This window comes from Nostoc flagelliforme FACHB-838, assembly GCF_014698065.1.
In the GTDB taxonomy this organism is placed as follows: domain Bacteria; phylum Cyanobacteriota; class Cyanobacteriia; order Cyanobacteriales; family Nostocaceae; genus Nostoc; species Nostoc flagelliforme_B.
On the sequence record NZ_JACJSI010000014.1, the window covers coordinates 34,529 to 52,479 of the forward strand.

Annotated in this window: 16 protein-coding genes and 1 pseudogene; 12 read left to right on the forward strand and 5 right to left on the reverse strand. The window is 40.7% G+C overall.

Features of this window, described 5'->3' with window-relative positions:
- The first annotated feature begins 1,527 nt into the window (after positions 1–1,527).
- Both H6G97_RS09985 and H6G97_RS09990 read left to right on the forward strand, forming a co-directional pair.
- Positions 1,528–4,197, forward strand: a complete 2,670-nt coding sequence (locus H6G97_RS09985) for a non-ribosomal peptide synthetase (protein ID WP_242054878.1) — start codon at positions 1,528–1,530, stop codon at positions 4,195–4,197.
- Positions 4,198–4,719: 522 nt separating this feature from the next.
- Positions 4,720–5,901, forward strand: coding sequence for an aldo/keto reductase (locus H6G97_RS09990; protein WP_190940460.1), 1,182 nt, complete (start codon positions 4,720–4,722; stop codon positions 5,899–5,901).
- 99 nt (positions 5,902–6,000) lie between these two features.
- Here the strand turns inward: H6G97_RS09990 and H6G97_RS09995 are convergent, their stop codons facing one another.
- Positions 6,001–7,329, reverse strand: coding sequence for a hemolysin family protein (locus H6G97_RS09995; RefSeq protein ID WP_190940461.1), 1,329 nt, complete (start codon positions 7,327–7,329; stop codon positions 6,001–6,003).
- 236 nt (positions 7,330–7,565) lie between these two features.
- Here H6G97_RS09995 and mfd point away from each other — a divergent pair, with 236 nt between their 5' ends.
- The 6 genes from mfd to H6G97_RS10025 all read left to right on the forward strand — a co-directional run bounded on the left by mfd (position 7,566) and on the right by H6G97_RS10025 (position 12,680).
- Positions 7,566–11,105: a transcription-repair coupling factor gene (gene mfd, locus H6G97_RS10000; RefSeq protein ID WP_190940462.1), complete on the forward strand. Its 3,540-nt coding sequence runs from the start codon at positions 7,566–7,568 to the stop codon at positions 11,103–11,105.
- Positions 11,106–11,225: 120 nt separating this feature from the next.
- Complete coding sequence (locus tag H6G97_RS10005; protein WP_190940463.1) at positions 11,226–11,438, forward strand: hypothetical protein; 213 nt, start codon at positions 11,226–11,228, stop codon at positions 11,436–11,438.
- Positions 11,435–11,698: a type II toxin-antitoxin system RelE family toxin gene (locus tag H6G97_RS10010; protein WP_190940464.1), complete on the forward strand. Its 264-nt coding sequence runs from the start codon at positions 11,435–11,437 to the stop codon at positions 11,696–11,698. The genes H6G97_RS10005 and H6G97_RS10010 overlap by 4 nt, the downstream gene beginning before the upstream one ends.
- An 83-nt stretch (positions 11,699–11,781) precedes the next feature.
- Positions 11,782–12,252 (forward strand): DUF5615 family PIN-like protein, encoded by a 471-nt coding sequence (locus tag H6G97_RS10015; RefSeq protein WP_199349331.1) that lies wholly within the window; start codon positions 11,782–11,784, stop codon positions 12,250–12,252.
- Between the two features lie 18 nt (positions 12,253–12,270).
- The gene (locus tag H6G97_RS10020) at positions 12,271–12,474 is read left to right on the forward strand and encodes a type II toxin-antitoxin system HicB family antitoxin (RefSeq protein ID WP_104908349.1); all 204 of its coding nucleotides are present in this window, start codon (positions 12,271–12,273) and stop codon (positions 12,472–12,474) included.
- Positions 12,471–12,680 carry a type II toxin-antitoxin system HicA family toxin gene (locus H6G97_RS10025; RefSeq protein ID WP_190940465.1) on the forward strand — a complete coding sequence of 70 codons (210 nt, stop codon included), beginning with the start codon at positions 12,471–12,473 and terminating at the stop codon, positions 12,678–12,680. Before H6G97_RS10020 ends, H6G97_RS10025 begins: the two co-directional genes overlap by 4 nt.
- Before the next feature lie 7 nt (positions 12,681–12,687).
- On the opposite strand, the gene H6G97_RS10030 is transcribed toward H6G97_RS10025, so the two are convergent.
- Positions 12,688–13,191, reverse strand: a complete 504-nt coding sequence (locus tag H6G97_RS10030) for a DUF29 domain-containing protein (protein ID WP_190940466.1) — start codon at positions 13,189–13,191, stop codon at positions 12,688–12,690.
- Between the two features lie 273 nt (positions 13,192–13,464).
- Between H6G97_RS10030 and H6G97_RS10035 the strand changes: the two are divergent.
- Positions 13,465–13,656: pseudogene (locus H6G97_RS10035) on the forward strand (hypothetical protein); the annotation flags it as partial.
- Between the two features lie 26 nt (positions 13,657–13,682).
- Positions 13,683–14,063 (forward strand): type II toxin-antitoxin system HicB family antitoxin, encoded by a 381-nt coding sequence (locus H6G97_RS10040; protein ID WP_190940467.1) that lies wholly within the window; start codon positions 13,683–13,685, stop codon positions 14,061–14,063.
- A 37-nt stretch (positions 14,064–14,100) separates the two neighbouring features.
- Here the strand turns inward: H6G97_RS10040 and H6G97_RS10045 are convergent, their stop codons facing one another.
- The 3 genes from H6G97_RS10045 to H6G97_RS10055 form a co-directional block, all read right to left on the reverse strand.
- Complete coding sequence (locus tag H6G97_RS10045) at positions 14,101–14,532, reverse strand: NUDIX hydrolase (RefSeq protein WP_190940468.1); 432 nt, start codon at positions 14,530–14,532, stop codon at positions 14,101–14,103.
- A gap of 8 nt (positions 14,533–14,540) precedes the next feature.
- Positions 14,541–14,993 carry a DUF3531 family protein gene (locus tag H6G97_RS10050; RefSeq protein WP_069070833.1) on the reverse strand — a complete coding sequence of 151 codons (453 nt, stop codon included), beginning with the start codon at positions 14,991–14,993 and terminating at the stop codon, positions 14,541–14,543.
- Between the two features lie 121 nt (positions 14,994–15,114).
- Positions 15,115–16,047 (reverse strand): Sll0314/Alr1548 family TPR repeat-containing protein, encoded by a 933-nt coding sequence (locus H6G97_RS10055; protein ID WP_190940469.1) that lies wholly within the window; start codon positions 16,045–16,047, stop codon positions 15,115–15,117.
- A 306-nt stretch (positions 16,048–16,353) separates the two neighbouring features.
- Between H6G97_RS10055 and H6G97_RS10060 the strand changes: the two genes are divergently transcribed.
- Both H6G97_RS10060 and rsmG read left to right on the forward strand, forming a co-directional pair.
- Positions 16,354–17,028 carry an ABC transporter ATP-binding protein gene (locus tag H6G97_RS10060; RefSeq protein ID WP_190940470.1) on the forward strand — a complete coding sequence of 225 codons (675 nt, stop codon included), beginning with the start codon at positions 16,354–16,356 and terminating at the stop codon, positions 17,026–17,028.
- Positions 17,029–17,100: 72 nt separating this feature from the next.
- On the forward strand, positions 17,101–17,835 hold the full coding sequence (gene rsmG, locus H6G97_RS10065) for a 16S rRNA (guanine(527)-N(7))-methyltransferase RsmG (protein WP_190940471.1): 735 nt from the start codon (positions 17,101–17,103) through the stop codon (positions 17,833–17,835).
- Positions 17,836–17,951: the final 116 nt, after the last annotated feature.

Here is a 17,951-nt window from a genome sequence, read left to right on the forward strand (position 1 = left end):
GCGAAAAGAATACATTTTCACTATTTAGCTTTTATCAGGTTATCACTTATCACAAGATTTTCTTAAGTTTTAATTCCTGAATGCGAAAGTTTTGTATTTCTCTTAAGCAGGCAGTTAATTACTCAGCAAAGTAGAAAAGCCTTAGTGCATTAAATGAAAACAAAAAATACACTGCAATGAAAATTGCAATAATTATATTTACATTAATACAACATATAAAAAAATAAAAAAACTTTCGTTAAGCCTAATTGATTAAGCTGACTCAATGTTGGTTAACGTTTATATCTGTCTAATGAATTAGCATTCACCGTTCTAGATACGATACAATCAATGTTTTATTCTTTTAAAATCTAATAATCTGCTCATTATCTTGAGATCATAAATAAATAATAAAGACAGAAGGATGAACTATTTTTTTGTTTACGTAGATATTGAATAGTGATATTTACATTATATATCTACCAATACAAATCAAAGCTATATTTAGCAACCAAGACAATAGTATTAATCCTGGGCTTGTAATATCAACAACTGGTTGATACAAAAAACGCTTTTATTTGAAATACTTAAATATCTATTCCGGAGTTTCCGTAACATATTTATCCAGACTAACTTACTTTTGCTTATAACACTTCTTTATTATTTAGGCATAATTACTGATTAACAAAACTTACACGAACAGAATACAACAAAATGCATCAAAAGTTTAATTATTGTTACAAAAATTTATATAATTGAATATTTGTGGTTGAATTTGGGTCAGCTTCATAGGTATCTCTAGAGAATTACTTACAGTTTAATGAAAATAAATTTTAATAGCTGAAAGTATTTTCAACAATGTCTGACATCCATAAGTCTTGCCATATCAGCATCATAAATATTTTCACATCTTGAAAAAGAACCAATTATTTTGATAGATTTTTGTATCTAGATTAAATTTTAGACAGATCCAATCTTATCTACTGAAAACTCAGGGTTTAGGCTTTACATAATTTTTACATTTGAAGAAACATGGTAAAGATTTGGTAATAATTATTTTTTATTTCAAAAAATTCCCCTAAAAAAAGATAGAGTTTTTTAATAAAAATGTAGTATTTAAGCTATTTAGCTAAGTAAAAAACAAAAAAAAACTACTTTTTCACTAAAACTAAAGCTGCAAATTGAATTCTTGTCTATGGTTATAACTCAACTATACTGAGGATTTTTACTTTTATTGTATTTTCAGGTTTCAGTTAAAAATAAAACATTTTGTATAAATATAATAATGCTTATTATGTTAACTTAGAAGTCTATTGCCTAAAGCTTCAAATACAATTATTTGTGAAACTATATATAGTTTTTTAAGGGTATTGACAACTAGAAACCGCAATTATTTAGTGAGACTTGAACCCAGCTAATTTTTATTTTTTTAATCCTAGGTTTTTATATTGAAAAAGTTAGTGTGCAGTATTACATATAATTTTGTTACAAACACATAAATAATAAATTATAAAAATTGCGTTTCCTGATGGAGCTGATATGTAGAAAATGGAGATAAATAGCCAGACTTCAGAATATAAGCAAAATATTCCATTAAATACCTTAAATCACATGATCGCCACTCAAGTTATACAAGAATGGAATGATCCCCGTATAGATCATCATCAGGATCTGTGCATCCATAAAATGTTTGAGATGCAAGTAGAGCGATCGCCCCAAGCAATAGCTGTAGTATGTGAAAATACACAGCTTACTTATCAACAGTTAAACCAACAGGCAAATCAACTAGCGCACCACCTATGTACTTTAGGCGTTGGGCCTGAAGTACTTGTGGGCATTTGCCTAGAGCGCTCCTTGGAGATGATTGTAGGACTGCTGGGAATCCTCAAAGCTGGAGGCGCTTATGTGCCTTTAGATCCGGCATATCCCTCAGAACGTTTAGCTTTTATCTTGGAAGACACCCAAACACCAATATTGTTAACCCAAGAAAAATTTGTCAAGAATTTACCACCGCATCAGGCGCAAGTGGTTTGTCTAGACTTAGACTGGCAAGAAAATATTCAAAACAGTCAAAAAAATCCTGTAAATGAGACTACGGCTGATAACCTCATCTACGTAATTTATACATCTGGCTCTACAGGACAGCCCAAGGGTGTAATGATCCCTCACCGTGGGATCTGCAATCAACTCCACTGGAAGCAAACAACTTTTGGATTAACTAACGCAGACAAAGTTTTACTAACTATTTCCTTTAGCTTCGACCCCTCAGTATGGCAGATATTCTGGCCATTATGCTTTGGAGGGCAGTTATTCATAGCTCGTCCTGGTGGACATCAGGATACAGCCTACCTTGTGAAGGTAATTATTGAGCAGCAAATCACTGTCCTGGCCTTAGTACCTTCCATCCTCCGTGTCTTACTAGAAGAGAAGGGAATTGAGAATTGCCGATTCATTAGGCACATTACCTGCGGTGGTGAAGCTTTACCTGGCGAACTTATAGAACGTTTTTTTGCCCAACTGAATTTGAACAATGTTCTACATAACTGTTATGGCCCGACAGAAGCTTCCATTGATACTACTTTCTGGACTTGCCAGCGCGGTACTAATTACGACATTGCTCCCATTGGCCGTCCGATTACCAATGCAGAGATTCACATCCTTGATGAAAATTTGCAGCCTATGCCTGTTGGTGAATCAGGTGAACTGTACATTGGCGGTATTGGTCTAGCGCGAGGCTATTTTAACCGTCCAGAATTGACCAAAGAGAAGTTCATTGTCGACCCTTTTAGCTCTGAAAGAGGGGCACGTCTTTACAAAACTGGGGACTTAGCACGTTATTTGAGCGATGGTAATATCGAGTTTCTTGGTCGTATTGACCACCAAGTAAAAATACGTGGCTTCCGAATTGAATTAGGAGAAATTGAAGCTGTCCTTAGACAACACCCCTCTGTGAAAGAAGCTGTTGTTATCAGCAGAGAAGAAGTTCAGGGTGACAAACGTCTTATAGCTTATCTGACTTTAAACTTGGAACAGACAGTTAAAGTTGAGCAACTGCGTCGTTTAATACAGCAGAAACTACCTATTTACATGATGCCTTCAGCCTTTGTTATCTTGAAAGCTTTACCAATGACTCCTAACGGCAAGATAGATCGCCGTTCTCTACCAGAACCTGCTCAAACTAGACAACAAGCAGAAGAAACTTTTGTCCCTCCCAACGATGAGATAGAACTCAAACTGGCAAGTATTTGGGAAAAAGTGCTAGGTATCAAGCCTATTGGCATCAAGGATAACTTCTTTGATTTAGGAGGCAACTCGTTGTTATCCATACGCCTGTTTGCCCAAGTTCAAAAAGCCTTTAAAAAAGATATGCCCTTGGCTATTCTTTATCAAAATCCGACTATTGAACAACTAGCCATAATTATTCGCCAATTAGAGTTTTCACCATCTTTATCGTCTTTAGTACCAATTAAAGTTAATGGTTCTAAACCACCTTTATTTTTATGTCAAGGTTTTAGCTTATATCAATCTCTAGTTTCTTATTTAGATTCAGAGCAACCTGTTTATGCCCTAATATCAGAGGATGGACAAGGAATGCCAATTAGATTCAATGGGATAGAGGAATTAGCATCGCACTACATCAATGAAATAAGAACTCTCCAACCTGAAGGCCCTTATCTTTTGGGGGGTCATTCTTTTGGAGGAATTATCGCATTTGAAATGGCTCAACAATTGTCATCACAAGGTCAGCAAATAGCTTTACTAGCTTTGTTTGATTCTTATGTACCAAGTACAATTAAAAAAGCGTCTGTATCCAAGAGCCTATCATACAACTTGAATCAACTTTTAAAAATTGGGCCTGCCTATCTTCTAAGATATGCCATAGAACGGTTGTCAGAAAAATATGGTAATATCGCTCTGAAAAATAAATTTATTAGAATTAAAAAGCTCCAATATCTAGTTAGCCGAGCGGCATACTTTAAAATTGTAAAAGAATATGCAACAAAGTATATACCGCAACCTTACTTGGGTCGTATAACTCTTTTGATGGCTAGTGATAGACGTATTCAGGATGAGCCTAAACTAGGTTGGACTAAGTTGGCAGGTGGAGGATTGGAGATACATGAAATTCCTGGGGATCACATTAGTATTTTCCAAGAGCCTAGTATCCGGTTAATCGCTAAAAAATTAGAGCTTTCTATAGATGATCGCCTGAGTTAATATTAGAGAATTAAGTCTTAATTTCTCGTTTTTTGGCATTACTTTTTACTTACCTCTCTGCTACGGTCGGGGAGGCTTTGAAGCCCAATTTTACTTTTTCTCTGCTTGTATAAAAATACCATCTGTGGTCAAATTTAATTAATTCAATGCTTACGCAAAATTTGCAAATATAAGCTTAATTTATCGAACCGCCTTTTGCTGCGTCGGTTTACGCCAACGGGTAGCGTCTCGCAGAGAAGACATCAATAATCGCAGAGTGTGCGTAAGTCCGATAATTTTAGATTGCATATAAATTTTCCTAATCACATCAGGTACATCATAGTCACCTCCTCACTTGCAAAGAGCGCATGGAATCTGGATTCTTGTACCTTACTCAACTGAAAACCGCCATAACATAGTTTGATTTATTCTTGCCCAGTTATTTAGTGTTACAAATTGAACAGGGTTAATTCTTGTGGCATTAAAAGCTTGAATGACTTTTGTTATTAGACTTTAAGTTGGTAAGCAATTCACAATCTACTGATGCTATATAGACGATTTGGACGCACAGAATTACAGATGCCAGTGTTTTCCTGCGGTGGCATGAGATATCAGTTTAAATGGCAGGATGTTCCCAATAATGAAATTCCTGCTGATAACCAGGCGAATCTGGAAGCGACTATTAGAAGGGCGCTGGAAGTTGGGATTAATCATATTGAAACTGCTCGTGGTTATGGTACATCCGAAATGCAATTGGGGAGAATATTGCCTAAGTTTCCCCGCGAAAAGTTGATTGTTCAAACCAAAGTCAGCCCAACGGCAGATGCGAAAGAATTCCGTAACACATTTGAACAATCATTAAAAAATCTCCAGCTCGATTATGTTGACCTTTTAGGATTGCATGGTATCAATCATCCTGAATCATTAGATTACAGTATCCGTTCTGGTGGCTGTTTGGAAGTAGCACAGCAGTTGCAAACTGAAGGAAAAGTTAGATTTATTGGCTTTTCAACACACGGATCAACAGAGTCAATTGTGCAGACAATTAATACCAATAAATTTGATTACGTGAATTTGCATTGGTACTACATTAATCAATGGAATTGGGCGGCAATTGAAGCAGCTAAACGGCACGATATGGGGGTGTTTATCATTAGTCCATCTAATAAAGGAGGTTTGTTGTATGAACCTCCACAAAAATTAGTAAATCTTTGTGCCCCTTTGAGTCCGATGGTGTTTAATGATTTGTTTTGTCTGAGTCATCAAGAGGTACACACCCTGAGCTTGGGAGCAGCAAAACCACAAGATTTTGATGAACATCTGAAGACTTTAGAATTAATAGATCGGTCATCAGAAATTTTGCCACCAATTTTAGCAAGATTGGAATCAGAAGCGATCGCTACTTTGGGAGAAGATTGGGTAAAAACCTGGGAAACAAATCTACCAGCCTTTGAGGAAACCCCTGGTGAGGTAAATATTCGGGTGATTTTGTGGCTGTGGAATTTAGCGATCGCTTACGATTTGGTAGACTACGCTAAAATGCGCTACAACTTGCTTGGCAATGGCGGCCACTGGTTCCCCGGCAACAAAGCCGACCAGCTAGATAAATTAGACTTGCGGCAATGTCTTGCCCACAATCCCTACGCCGATAAAATACCAAAAATTTTGGCACAAGCCCATCGGATGCTGGCGGGTGAAGAAGTGCGACGTTTATCACAAGAGTAAGTATGAGGCTAGGGGGATAGTTCAGGTGGGAATTTGCACATAACGTTAATTTATAATTATTAATGCCCAACTGCCCTATTCCCAAGGTTTTAACAATCGCTACTCAGATTTTTTCTGATCTGCTGATTGAGTTGCCTTCGGGACGACTAGCACCTTGTCAACGCGATTACCATCCATATCCATCACCTCAATTCGCATACTTTGCCATTCAAAGTGATCTGCTGCGGCAGGAATACGGCCTAAATGGGTGATGACAAAACCGCCCAAAGTTTGATAGCTGCCACGTTCCTCTGACTCCCACTCTTCCATACCGAAAAGTTCCAAAAACTCTTCTACAGGCAACATCCCATCCAAAAGCCAGGAACCATCTTCGCGTTGCACAGCTTGTGGTTGATCCTGTCCATCTGTTGAAGGAACATCACCTACGATTTCACTCATGATGTCGTTAAGAGTGACTAATCCTTGAATCACGCCGTATTCATCGACTACCAACGCCATGTGAGTAATGGTTTGCTTGAACAATTCCAAAACTTTTAAGCCACGAGTGCTTTCTGGAACAAATACGGGCTGTCGCAATCCGATCGTTAAGTCCAGGGGTTCTCCTCGGAAACTCCTGGCTAATAAGTCGGTGACAGGAATAACACCCAGCACATTGTCAAGTCCTCCTTGACAAACTGGATACCGAGAATAGGCACTATCAACCATTTTTTGGCGATTTTCTTCGGCAGAGTCGTCTAAGTCTAGCCAAACAATATCAGGACGGGGTGTCATTAAATAGCTGACAGGGCGATCGCCTAAACGAAAGACTCGCTCTACCATATCCTGTTCAGCTTCCTCAAAGGTTCCCGCCTCAGTCCCTTGCTCAATTAAAATTTTAATTTCTTCTTCGGTGACTTGCGGCTCGGTAGAAGCTGTAATTCCTAGTAATCGCAGGATCAAATCTGTAGAAGCACTTAAAAGATATACCATTGGCGAAGCGATCGCCGATAAGGCACGCATTGGAATAGCGACAGTCGAGGCAATTCTTTCTGGGTTGTTTAATGCTAGACGCTTTGGTACTAATTCGCCAACAATGAGTGACAAATAGGTAATAATCAAAACCACTATTCCAAAAGATATTGGTTCACTATAAGGTGCTAACAAGGGTACAAGTCGCACATAGACTGCCAGTCGGTTGGCAATTGTTGCTCCTCCAAAAGCACCAGTTAGGATACCGATCAGAGAAATACCTACTTGAACGGTTGACAGGAAATGGTTTGGAGACTCAGCTAGCTTCAATGCAACCTTTGCCTTGGCATCTCCTTGATTGGCAAGCTGCTGTAGCCTAACTTTCCGCGCCGAGACAATTGCCATCTCAGACATGGAAAACACGCCATTGGCAATAATTAGCACCAAAATGATTAAAATTTCAAAAGTTATGGAGGACATGTTTAAAATTGCCGCTTATCAGAGCGAACGTAGCTCAATCCCTAGTATCTAGTATTAAAGGTGTTTAGATAAATGCTTTGACTATACACAAAGTAATAGTTATAGTTCTTAAGTTTATTAGTCGCTGTGTATTATTCTTCCACCGAAGGGATAAGAAAGCTGTTAACACTTTTAAAATGGTTGACATAAACTGCCTGAAAATTTTCTGACCCACAAAGACTCCCATAGTAGTACTTATGTCATTTTCTTCTATTGTGCGTGCCTTAGGCCGATCGTCGCTCACTACTGAATTTATTTCTAAGCTGAATCGACAACAAGAATTGCGGTTAAATGGTATTCCCCGGTTGCCCAAGACTTTGGTTGCTTCAGCATTAGCGCAGGCTCAGGGCAAGGATTTGTTCGTAGTTTGCGCCACTCTGGAGGAAGCTGGACGCGTTTACGCACAACTGGAGGCGATGGGATGGCAAACAGTACATTTTTACCCCACCTCTGAGGCTTCTCCCTACGAACCTTTTGACCCAGAAACTGAAATGAGTTGGGGGCAAATGCAGGTATTGGCGGATTTGGGAAGGTGGCATGAGGAATGGGGTATGGGGAATGAGGAAGAAAAACCCCCAAATTCTAATTCTCAATTACCCAAGATGGCCATTGTGGCTACTCAAGGAGCGCTGCAACCTCATTTGCCTCCACCAGAAGCTTTTGGGCGATTCTGTCTTACTCTGAAAAAGGGAATGGAATTAGACTTGAATGCCTTCAGTGAGAAGATAACTATTTTGGGGTACGAAAGAGTGCCTTTGGTGGAAACGGAAGGGCAATGGAGTCGGCGGGGCGATATTGTTGATGTGTTTCCGGTTTCCTCTGAGTTACCAGTCCGGTTGGAATGGTTTGGCGATGAAATCGAGCAAATGCGAGAATTTGACCCAGCAACTCAACGTTCAGCCCTCGACAAAGTTGACCAGTTAATTCTTACACCTACTAGCTTTACTCCCGTCGTGATGGCTGCACTGAAAAATAGTGCCCAGTTCCGAGTGCTGAGTGCTGAGTTAAATTCTGACTCAGAATTGAGCACTAATAACTCGTCTCTTTTGGAGGGTAGTCGTCGCTTTTTGGGGTTGGCTTTCGAGCAACCAGCGTCCCTGCTAAACTACTTAGCAGAAAATACCCTGATTGCCATTGATGAGCCAGAACAGTGTCATGCTCATAGCGATCGCTGGGTAGAAAATGCTGAGGAGCAATGGGGAATGGCGCATGGGGAAGAATCTACTCCTCTAAGATTGCCGAAAATCCACCGTTCGTTTGATGACTCTCTGCTTGATGTTGCCAAATTTAAAACATTATATTTGTCGGAATTGTCAGAGGAAAATAGTGGGATCAATCTTGCCTGCCGGCCTGTTCCAGCCACGCCGCACCAGTTTGCTAAACTAGCTGAAACCATCCGCCAAGAACGCGAGCGCAATTTTTCGATTTGGCTGCTTTCTGCTCAACCTTCGCGTTCCGTTTCCCTGTTGCAAGAACATGATTGTCCGGCTCAGTTTATCCCCAATCCCCGAGACTACCAAGCGATAGATAAGCTGCAAATTAACCATACTCCCATAGCCTTAAAATATTCTGGGCTTGCAGAACTAGAAGGTTTTATCCTGCCGACATACCGATTAGTAATCGTTACAGATCGGGAATTTTTTGGGCAGCATTCCTTGGCGACTCCCGGCTATATCCGCAAGCGTCACAAAGCTACTTCTAAACAAGTCGATCCCAATAAGCTACGTCCGGGCGATTATGTGGTTCATAGAAATCATGGTGTTGGCAAATTTGTCAAGCTGGAAAGTTTGACGATTAATAATGAAACCCGTGATTATTTGGTGGTGCAGTATGCTGATGGTTTATTAAGAGTCGCAGCCGATCAAGTAGGTGCTTTATCCCGGTTCCGCGCCGGAGGTGATAAAGCACCGGAACTCAACAGGATGACTGGTAAAGCTTGGGAAAATACCAAGAATAAAGTCCGCAAAGCGATTAAAAAATTGGCGGTGGACTTGTTGAAACTGTATGCAGCGCGATCGCAACAACAAGGTTTTAGCTTCCCAGGCGATATGCCTTGGCAGGAAGAACTAGAGGATTCTTTCCCCTATCAACCCACAACTGATCAACTCAAAGCCGTACAAGATGTGAAACGCGACATGGAAAGCGATCGCCCAATGGATCGCTTAGTTTGTGGGGATGTCGGTTTCGGGAAGACGGAAGTGGCGATTCGTGCTGTTTTTAAAGCAGTCACCGCCGGTAAACAAGTGGCACTCCTTGCGCCAACCACTATTTTAACACAGCAGCATTACCATACACTCAAAGAACGTTTTGCTCCCTACCCCGTAAATGTCGGTTTACTCAACCGCTTTCGGTCTGCTGAAGAACGCCGCGAGATTCAAAAGCGATTGGCAACGGGTGAATTAGATGTAGTGGTTGGTACGCACCAACTTTTAGGTAAGGGTGTATCATTCAAGGATTTAGGGCTGTTGGTGGTGGATGAAGAACAGCGATTTGGGGTGAATCAGAAAGAGAAAATTAAAAGCCTAAAAACTCAGGTTGATGTGCTGACTCTCTCCGCCACACCCATTCCCCGAACTTTGTATATGTCCTTGTCGGGAATTCGGGAAATGAGTTTGATTACTACACCACCCCCAACCAGACGCCCGATCAAAACCCATCTGTCACCAATAAATTCCGAAAGTATCCGCACTGCTATTCGTCAAGAATTAGACAGAGGTGGGCAGGTATTTTACGTAGTTCCACGGGTGGATGGAATTGAAGAGACAACAGCCAATTTACGAGAAGTTTTACCGGGAGCTAGGTTTGCGATCGCTCACGGTCAAATGGATGAAAGCGAGTTAGAATCAACCATGCTCACTTTCAGCAATGGCGATGCAGATATCCTCGTTTGTACGACAATTATTGAATCTGGCTTAGATATTCCGCGAGTCAACACCATTTTAATTGAAGATGCTCACCGCTTTGGTTTGGCACAACTGTATCAATTACGCGGTCGTGTGGGACGTGCAGGTATTCAAGCTCATGCTTGGTTATTTTATCCAAAGCAACGGCAATTATCTGATGCGGCTCGACAACGTTTACGAGCAATTCAGGAATTTACTCAACTAGGTTCTGGATATCAGCTAGCGATGCGTGACATGGAAATTAGAGGCGTGGGTAATTTGCTAGGTGCAGAACAATCCGGTCAAATGGATGCCATCGGTTTTGATTTATACATGGAAATGCTAGAAGAAGCAATTCGGGAAATCCGAGGACAAGAAATTCCACAAGTGGAGGATACCCAGATTGACCTTAACCTGACGGCGTTTATTCCGGCGGATTATATCACCGATTTGGATCAAAAGATGAGTGCTTACCGGGCAGTGGCCACAGCTAAATCTAAATCAGAATTAAAGCAGATTGCAGCCGAGTGGAGCGATCGCTATGGTACTTTACCAGTCTCTGCAAATCAACTTTTGCGAGTCATGGAACTCAAACAGCTAGCGAAAAAACTCGGATTTAGCCGGATTAAACCAGAAAACAAGCAGCACGTTGTTTTAGAAACACCGATGGAAGAACCCGCTTGGAATTTGTTAGCGGCGAATTTACCAGACAATCTCAAAACGCGCTTTGTCTATTCTCCTGGGAAAGTGACGGTACGCGGATTAGGAGTTTTTAAAGCAGATCAACAATTGCAGAATTTGATTGATGCTTTTGGGAGAATGCAAGGTGCGATTCCAGAGGCGGCTGTTGTTTGATCGGTAGAAAAAGATTAGTCATCAAGTGAAAACATATCTCAGACTTACTGAGAAGTAGTTTAGAGTAAAATAAGGTCTTCAAAGCATAGACAATGACGAGCAGTTGAAAAGAGTGGAAACATGGAAACTACAACTAAAAGGCAAGCGTTAATCAAGGCTATTCATGAACAAATAGAACTGGCTTATGACGATACATTACAAGAAATTTTATCACTGTTGGAAATCTGTAAACAGGAAGACGAATCCGACGAAAGAGACTTTGAAGAGGGATTAAAAGATATCGTAGAAAATGGTACTTTAACTTGGTCAGAACATCAGCAAAAAACTGCATGAGCTACCAAGTAGAAATTTCCAAAAGTGCATCTAAACAACTCAAAAAGTTACCCGTAGATATTCAAGAAAAGCTAGAGAGCAAAATTCAACAATTAGCTATTGATCCACGCCCTGATGGTGTCGGCAAATTAAAAAATGGTGAAAATCGTTATCGCATCAGAGTAGGCGATTATCGAATTTTGTATCATATTTACGATGATGTCTTAGTAGTAACCGTTGTCAAAGTAGGACATCGTAGAGAAGTTTATAAAGATGATTGACGCTTGAACAGGCAATAATTTAATACCCAGCCCTTTGAGTCTAGTGAACAAAATTAAAGGAAATACCAACCTAACTTCAACTCATGATAAAAACTGTCGAAGGCATTTATCAGGATGGAAAAATTCACCTCACCCAGTTACCGCCAGTTTGTACAGCAAGCTTATGGCAGCCAAGGCAGCAAGACAACAGTAGAATTGTGAATATTATTAGCTACCAAGCCGATGCTGATTTGAATCAAGCGATCGTTACGGGAGTTCTGCGACAAGAACGCTGGATTGACTTCCAAACAGCCAAGGCTGCTGGATTAAAAGGTGTAAAAGATTCTGAAGTATTGGCGATCGCAGTACAGCAGGAACGTATCCTCGTCAGCTATGATCTTAAAACAATGCCATCAGAGTTTGCCAAGTTCATCAGAAGCAATGATAGTGCAGGACTGATCATTGTTCCCCAAAAGCTACCAATTGAAGTCGCGATCAAGGAACTGCTGATGATTTGGGCGATAGACAGTGCAGAGGAATGGGTTGATCGGATTGGAATACGACCTATTCTCTAAACCTAAGTTAACAAGTGTATGAAAATCAGAGCAATCATTCATCCAGCAGAAGAAGGGGGCTATTGGGCAGAGGTTCCCGCGCTTCCCGGTTGTATTACCGAAGGAGACACCATAGAAGAGGTAATGGCTAATTTAAAAGATGCTATTGAAGGTTGGCTAGAAGTTGCTAACAGTCGTAATGCAATTGAGTCAACAGATCAAGTTGTTGAAATTGCTGTATGAAATCGATTTCTGGTAAGCAACTTTGTAAGATTGTGGAGCAAAAAGGTTGGGTTTTGCAAAGAATTACTGGCAGTCATTATATTTATGAAAACCCCGAAGTAGAAAAAATCCTGTCAATTCCTGTTCACCGCAATCAAGATTTGAAAGTTGGAACCTTGAAAGCCTTGATGAAAATAGCCCAGCTATCTGAAGAAGATTTACTTTAATTTCAAATTACTGCTCTGATTCATCTAGTAACTTACTTGGTTCACCGGGGTAGAAATCATAGTCTACAATCTCTACCAAACTGTAAGGACACTCTACTGGAAAAGTCCGCTTGGGCAAATCTGTTTCTCCAACAGCCAATTCGACGCCTTTAATGTAGGCTTTGCGAAGTGCTTCTTCAAGGTAGGGCTTTAGGCTAGGATTTTCTTCGAGCAGTTCAGCAATATCTAAGCGTTGAATACGAAGTGTTGCTAACCAGCTACGGCTACGATGCCCCGACTGGTACTGCCATTTTAGTAAATGTCCAATCAACACACTAAGACGGTTTCGTAGTTCTTGACGTTGCTGTTTACCCAAAGATTGAATCTCCTCAATCAGATTTTGCAGATCAATCTGACTCCACTGCTCATTGCGAAGTAAAGTTACTTGTTCCTGTGTCCAAGCGTAAAAATCAGTTTCGTAGAGGCTTGGTGAAAGCATTGGTATCTTTGGGTTTGTTTCAGGTACACCCATTAGGTTATTTCAACCTCAACGTCTTTGCTTTTATTGTAGAACTGTTTCAAATCGAGGTGAATAAAGGTGTTTGCACAACTAGGGTTTAAGATTTCGGTTGGAGTGATCGCACCCTAACAACCCCAACAGAGTGCAAGCAGAGATAATTTATAGTATGACTTTCGTAACGATTAACAATTATTAACAGCTATGACAGAGCTACTTTAACAAGCAGCCAAACTCAAAAACTTGTCTGCCAATGAACAAGATGCGTAGGCGTAGCCCGCCGTAGGCATCGCGGCGATAATTTTGGAAGAACTAGAAGATGAACGCCGTTGGGATGAAGCTTTTGCCCGTTCTCCAGATATGCTTGCCAAACTTGCAGCCGAGGCAATGGCTGAATACCGTGTAGGTAAAACCCAAGAGTTAGATTTAGATACTCTCAGTTGTAGCGACACAGTGCGATCGCTTACAGCAAATAGTTGAACTATTAAATTTAGAAGAGTGGATTGATGAAAACACTGAACCAGAAGAACCAGCAGATTGAGAAGCCATCCTTAGAATATTATTTAAACCTCCAGTACGCTGTAACAATTTACCCCGACCGAGAGGGTGGATATGTAGCTCAAATTAAAGATTTACCTGGATGTCTTACCCAAGGCGAAACCATTGAAGAGACAATGGCAAATCTCAATGAGGTGCGGGAATTATGGATTGAGACAGCTTATGAAGCCGACGATAATATTCCTTTACCAAGTAGTAATGATAGCTATAGCGGTAAACTACTAGTACGGATGCCGAAATCTTTACATCGACGTTTAGCTGAAACTTCTGAACGGGAGGGCGTTAGTCTCAACCAATATATTGTGTCTTTGCTGAGTGCGATCGCATAATTAACAGTAAAGCAATCTTAGTAAACTTCCATATTCTTTATAAATGGTCAAAAAACACTTCAGGTACTAATCTTAATTCCCCAGATTTAAAGCGAGAGATATCTATCCATAACGCTTTATGTTTATGGTGTTGTGATTCTGAGAAAATTAGACTTTCCAGTTGATAAAATTTGGAATCAGCAAAGTCACATTGATAAAGCTGAATGATTTCATGACCTTGCCTACCATTAAATGTAAACAGATTTTCTATACATCCTAGATATTTAATATTCGTTAATTCTGCCTGAATTTCCTCTTCAAACTCCCGTTCTAAGGCGGCGCGGCTAGTTTCGCCAAAGTCAACACCACCGCCTAAAGCCCGATAAAATGTTTCTTGTTTCACGGGATCGTAGCCTTCAGAAACAAATATGCGTTCTCCATCCCGAATTAGCCCCAAGGCTATTACCCGAATTTCGCCTGCTTTATTCATTTTTGTAACTAATTATCGTAAATAGACTGAGGACGACTTTCGCTATCCTCAATAGGCCAATCTGGATTTTCGCCACCGATGTATAATTCTTCAATGGTCACATATTCCTGACTTAGCTGTGTGAGGGCGTTGATTAAAATATCTAATGCGATCGCATCACTGGTTCCTAAGTCAAACCAACAACGCCCCCACTGACCCTCATATTCAAACTCACCAATATTGTGCATCAGTGCTAGCAGGCTTTTGTCATACCCTTGCTCATCATAATTCATGTAGCTGATATCGAGTCCAGTGTCCTGCACCTGAAGATTCTCTGCATTAAATGCACCTAATTTACCCAGATAAAACCAGGAATTGAAAACTTCTTCTACATACTGCTTTTCACGCGCAGAAGGATTTGTGCTGAATTTCAGCCAAATCCACATATCAAAAGGATTAATTTCGCGGAACTGAATCTCCATTGTGGTCTTGTATCTCAATTACTGTTCTGCAAATAAGCATATCAAAGTAGGGCATAGGGAATGGAGCATAGGAAATAGGAATAGAGAAAAAACTTAATCGCCAAATGCCCTGTTTGGCCAATTACCCAGGATTCTTAAGGCTAACAGCATTTTTGCGTTCACTCTCAATCTGTTTGACTAAATCGCCTGGGAGTTGGGATTTTTTAGTTAATGCTTTGTCAAAATTAGCGATCGCTTCTTGGATCATCTGCTGGCTTTTTTCTTTTTGCCCCAGTTCTTTCAGGATTTGGGCTTTGAGATAATAAATTTCTGGATTATCAGATGTGGTTTTGATCGCCTGGTTGACATACTCTAGTGCTTGTGGATACCGTTTTAAATCACGGTAAGCAAGAGCAATACCCCGATCCACTAGATACCGAGGAGCAGCATTTTGTTCTAATCGTCCAATTGCCTGATCTGGGCTGGCAAAAGGCAAATTAACCGCCAACAATAAATCCATATAACCCTTGATTAAGTTCAGTTCTGGATCGTTGGCAGAAATTGCTTCGGCTTTATCTAAATATTCATAAACTTGTCGCAGGCGACTAAAGGCTTGCGGTATACCGTTGACTGTACCCTGACGAGTGAGAACTACTGCACCCTCTAAAAAATGACCAACAGCAGTGTATAAATTACCACGCAATGGATCGCTAGAAATCAGTTTTTGTCCAGTTTCTAGAGTTTTTTGGCTGTAAGTGTCGAGTTTAGACCAATCTTTATTTCCGTATGCTAAAGATGCTTTCATGGCATAAGCTAGAGGTTCATCTGGTTCTTTAGATATTGCTTGTTCTAAATAACGCCCTGCTGCTGGATAGTTGCCCTGTTGGAACATCGCTTTAAAAGCTGCTTCTGTTTGGTCGCCAATTTGATGAGGTTCACGATCGCGAAACGGATCGCCAGCCAGTGAGGGATTTACCCACACATTAAGTGTGAACGCAACTGCAAAAGCAGTCTGAGCAAGGGTAGTGAGTTTAGCAGACACTACTAATCGAGGTGAAAAAAACCTTTTAATCATTTTTACCCTCAGAATAATTGCGGTTGAAATAGTTGTATGTGTTACTTAGAATGCACAAATGGTCAATTTTAACTTGCCTCTGCTTCAACCAAAATTTTTTTATATATTAGTAATCTTTCCATGTTTCCAGGCTTGGTCTAGCCATTGTTTAAGGCTTAGTCTGCCACAATGGAGAAAAAGTAAATGATTTTTGCTGCTAGATTAAGGTGTTAATCCAGGTAATGCGCTATAAATTTTTTCAGAATTTCCCAGATACTCTCAGTGTAGCTAATCAGTAATTTGCTGACTTTTTGGTAATCTTAACAAATGCTTTATCTCCGAAATGTAAATTATCACCCCACAGCTTGCCCAACAGCGATTCTCAAATCGATCAACTTGGAATTAGCACCCCAGCAGCTAGGTTTGATTATTGGCCCAAGTGGTTCGGGTAAAAGTACCCTGCTAGAAATTTTGTCGGGACTAGCCGAACCCACTACTGGCGCACTCTTCTGGCGGGAACAAGAACTTATAGCCGAACAGCTACAACAATTAGCCGGTTTAGTATTTCAGTTTCCAGAGCGGCACTTTTGTGGTAGTTCAATTTTAGAAGAATTGCGTTTAGGACATCCTGAGTTAGGGTCAGAACTAGTTAGACAGGCCCTAAGCGAAGTGGGATTAGAGCATTTATCGCTCTCTGCTGCTCCTCATGCTTTGAGTGGTGGTCAGCAACGACGTTTGGCTTTGGCAGTGCAATTGATTCGCCAGCCAAATTTACTCTTATTGGATGAACCCACTGCTGGTTTGGATTGGTCAATGCGTCGGCAACTGGTAAATTTATTAGCGAAACTGAAACAAGATTGGACACTGTTGGTAGTGACACATGATGCTGGGGATCTGTTAGCGATCGCAGATCGTTGCTGGACACTCAACCACGGTGAACTAGAATCAGTAGACCCAAAGACACTAGAAGCCAAAGTTAAAGAACCTCTACCAGTGGTGTAAGAAAAGAGCATAGGGACAAGGAGAATAACCATGTCCCATGAAAAATGAAAAATGAAAAATGAAAAATGAAAAATGACAAACCTATTGCCTGAGATTGCAGAAATCTGGCAGCAAACTCTCAATTGGCAACCAACCAGTCAACAGCAAGCCCAATTTCAAAAGCTTTATGAGTTAATCCTAGAAGGAAATCGCCAAATAAATTTAACTCGCATTACTGACCCCCAAGAGTTTTGGGAAAAACATCTCTGGGATTCTTTGCGAGGAATTGCACCCCTGTTATCAGCAAATTTCTCCTCTACTCGCCCTACTCTTATCGATATTGGTACAGGTGCGGGTTTTCCCGGTGTTCCAGCGACAATTACTGTACCTAATTGCACAACGACTCTTCTCGATTCCACTCGGAAAAAAATTTCTTTTATCGACAATATATTAACTGAACTTGTCCTTACTAATGCCAAAACTCTTGTTGGTAGGGCTGAAGAAATCGGTCATCACCCCCAGCATCGACTAGCTTACGATATTGCATTGATCCGTGCTGTAGGGCCAGCTTCTGTTTGTGCAGAATATACCCTACCACTGCTCAAACAGGGAGGTTTAGCCATAATTTATCGCGGTAATTGGATGGATGATGAAACAACTGCTTTGCAGAATGCTGTGAAGCAGTTGGGTGGCGCAATTGAATCAATTGAACAATTTACAACACCCCTGAGTCACAGCATCCGCCACTGTGTGTATTTGCGTAAGGTAGACACAACACCAGTTCAGTTTCCCCGTGCTATTGGTGTACCTGCCCAAAAACCGCTTTGAGGGGTGTTTCGAGGAAATATATAGCTATTTTCAGGTAAATAGACCACGCGCTAAGGGCACAGCAATGCTGTGCCCTTACGATAGATGTGGTTCAAATATATGAAAACTGCTGTAAC